This is a genomic window from Nitrosomonas sp. Nm58, assembly GCF_900107335.1.
In the GTDB taxonomy this organism is placed as follows: Bacteria; Pseudomonadota; Gammaproteobacteria; order Burkholderiales; family Nitrosomonadaceae; genus Nitrosomonas.
On sequence record NZ_FNPQ01000092.1, the window covers coordinates 1 to 3,523 of the forward strand.

The 3,523-nt window shown below is 41.6% G+C and carries 2 protein-coding genes; one reads left to right on the forward strand and one right to left on the reverse strand.

What is annotated here, in order from left to right:
* Positions 1-108 precede the first annotated feature (108 nt).
* Entirely contained in the window at positions 109-1,302 is a 1,194-nt protein-coding gene (locus BLW34_RS14990; RefSeq protein WP_090581305.1) for a pyridoxal phosphate-dependent aminotransferase, read from the reverse strand.
* 76 nt (positions 1,303-1,378) lie between these two features.
* Here BLW34_RS14990 and uvrB point away from each other — a divergent pair, with 76 nt between their 5' ends.
* Complete coding sequence (gene uvrB / locus BLW34_RS14995; protein WP_090581308.1) at positions 1,379-3,412, forward strand: excinuclease ABC subunit UvrB; 2,034 nt, start codon at positions 1,379-1,381, stop codon at positions 3,410-3,412.
* The last annotated feature ends 111 nt before the right edge of the window (positions 3,413-3,523 follow it).

A 3,523-nucleotide genomic window follows, 5' to 3' on the forward strand; every position in this document is an offset into this window, starting at 1 on the left:
CTGAATTTGAAATGGCATATTATCGCCAATTAAAGGAGTCAGCTAATGCAGCCTGACTCAAACTAAAAAGTCTCCGGAAAAACCGGGGCGATTCAATTTTATATTTTCTTATTTCAGCAGATTACTAATACGCTCAATTGCCTTTTCTAAATTCTCCATTGAAGTGGCAAAAGATAGACGGATATATCCTGGGCAACCAAATGCTGATCCAGGGACAATGGCAACCCCTGCTTTTTCCAACAATAATTCACTAAAAGCAATATCGCTATTATTTTTCATGAATCCATTCATTTGGAGTTTTTGTATTGCTTGACGGGCATCAGCAAAAGCATAGAACGCCCCTCCAGAAAGTAAACAGTGAATACCAGGAATCGTATTTAGTCTATCAGTAACAAACTGGTTACGTTCTTTGAACGCTGCTTGCATCGGAATCATGCACGATTGATCGCCATTCAGCGCTGCTTCAGCTGCTATCTGTGATATGGATGTAGGATTAGAAGTACTTTGTGATTGAATATTTTCCATTCCAGTAATGATGTGCTCAGGTCCGCCACAATAACCAATTCGCCAGCCTGTCATAGCATAAGCTTTGGAAACGCCATTTAATACGATTGTACGTGAACGCAAGTCAGGGCATGCATTGAGAATATTGACAAATTTGTCATCCGATAAAAGGATATGCTCGTACATATCATCAGATGCAATCAAAATATTTGGATACTTTTTTAGTATCTCGCCTAATGCCTTGAGTTCATCCAGGGTATAGACACTGCCGGATGGGTTGCTAGGACTATTAATAACAAACATTCTGGTCTTTTGTGTAATAGCTTCTTCCAGCTGTTTGGCTGTAATTTTGAAACTGTCTTCAATACCTGTTTCGATAAAGACGGGTTTTCCTTCAGCAATAAGTACTATATCAGGATAGGAAACCCAGTATGGGGCAGGAATGATCACCTCATCGCCAGGGTTGATCGTGGCTAATACAAGATTAAAAAAACTTTGTTTTCCGCCACAAGAAACGAGGATTTCTTTGGAAGTAAAATCAAAATCATTTTCACGTTTGAATTTTGCAATAATTGCACTCTTGAGTGATGGCGTACCTCCTACTTGAGTATATTTCGTGAAACCCGCGTTAATTGCAGCTATCGCTGCATTTTTGATATGTTGAGGTGTATCAAAATCAGGTTCACCAGCACCGAGCCCTATAATATCTTTACCTTCAGATTTAAGCCTTGCAGCCTTCGCAGTGACAGCTAGGGTAGGGGATGGTTTAATGGCCTGTGCGCGTTTTGAGAGTTCCACAACTGTGCTCCTGAAATGGTCGATACCCAACATGGTAGAATTAAACAAGCAAGTTTCTTACATTCAAATTATACCTGTGATTATTACCTTTCCCAACAGCCCTTATAAACTATATCAGTCGTTTCAGCCCTCAGGTGATCAACCTGGTGCGATCAGTAAATTGATTGAAGGTATCGAAGCTGGATTATTTTGTCAAACGTTACTAGGAGTAACGGGTTCAGGTAAAACGTTCACAATAGCTAATACGATTGCACAATTGGGACGTCCCGCGATCATTATTGCACCCAATAAAACACTGGCAGCCCAGTTATATGCAGAAATGCGTGAATTTTTCCCAGAAAATGCAATTGAATATTTCGTCTCTTATTATGATTACTATCAACCCGAAGCATATGTTCCATCCCGGGATCTTTTTATAGAAAAAGATTCCAGTATTAATGAACACATTGAGCAAATGCGACTTTCTGCAACCAAATCGCTACTCGAACGCAAAGACGCCATCATCGTCGCAACGGTATCCTGTATTTATGGTATTGGTGATCCAGTTGACTATCACAGTATGATTCTACATCTGCGTGAACATGAAGAAATATCTCAGCGCGATATTATTAAGCGCCTGACCGGGATGCAATATCAGCGAAATGAATTTGAATTCAGTCGCGGCACTTTCCGGGTAAGAGGCGATACACTCGATATTTTTCCAGCAGAGAGCTCAGAAGTAGCCATTCGAGTATCGCTGTTTGATGACATCGTAGAAAGTATATCTTCGTTTGATCCGCTAACTGGACGAATTCTGCAGAAGGTAGCGCGGTATACTGTTTATCCTTCAAGTCATTATGTGACACCGAGAAGTACAACCCTGCGGGCAATTGAGACTATCAAAACTGAATTGGCTGAACGTATCACATTTTTTCAGCAGCAAAATAAGCTGGTAGAAGCTCAACGCATTGAGCAACGCACTCGTTTCGATTTGGAGATGCTGAATGAGCTGGGCTTCTGTAAAGGTATCGAAAATTATTCGCGTCACTTTTCAGGTAGAAAGTCTGGTGAGCCTCCGCCTACGCTCATCGACTATCTGCCAACCAATGCTTTAATGATAATCGATGAGAGTCATGTAACCGTTCCACAGTTAGGAGGCATGTATCGAGGTGATCGATCGCGTAAGGAAAATCTAGTAACCTATGGTTTCCGGTTGCCTTCAGCATTGGACAATCGACCACTAAAATTTGATGAGTTTGAGAAATTGATGCCTCAGACAATTTTTATCTCGGCCACACCGGCAGCATATGAGCAAGAAAAAAGTGGTCAGGTTGCCGAACAGGTTGTCCGGCCTACTGGTTTAATTGACCCGGAAATCGTTTTACGGCCTGTAGCAACGCAGGTAGATGATCTGATGTCAGAAGTTTCTGTGCGAACAGCCAAAGGGGAGCGAACGCTGGTCACAACATTGACTAAACGTATGGCAGAGGATTTGACCGATTACTTCTCTGATCATGGGATTAGAGTGCGCTATCTCCACTCTGATATCGACACGGTTGAGCGAGTAGAAATTATCCGGGATTTGCGTCTTGGCAAGTTTGATGTATTGGTTGGGATCAATTTGTTACGAGAAGGGCTGGATATTCCAGAAGTATCGTTAGTAGGGATTCTGGATGCTGATAAAGAAGGATTCTTGCGCTCTGAGCGCTCTTTAATTCAAACCATGGGGAGAGCAGCACGCCATATCAATGGTACTGCCATTCTTTATGCTGACCGTGTTACAAATTCAATGCGACGGGCTATAGATGAAACTGAACGGCGCCGAAAAAAACAAATTTTATTTAATCAGAATAACAATATTACGCCACGAAGTGTCAGTAAGCGTATCAAAGATCTCATCGATGGAGTTTATGATAGTGAGCATGCGCGGCAGCAAATTGGAGCAGCTCAAGTACAGGCTCGTTACGATCGTATGAGCGAATCTCAACTAACGAAAGAAATCAAGTCACTGGAAAAACAAATGTTGGAATCAGCCAAAAACTTGGAATTTGAAAAGGCAGCTCAATATCGGGATGAAATAAGAAATCTAAAAAGTAAATTGTTCATTGGATTTGTTGATCCGGGACAATGACGTGCTGGCTATCTAACAGGCCGTTGAAAAACCTACTAACTGCGTTAGAATTTTAAGAAACGACACTATATTTTAACTTATGCGCGGCCTTGAACCTTCTCAACAGCAGCT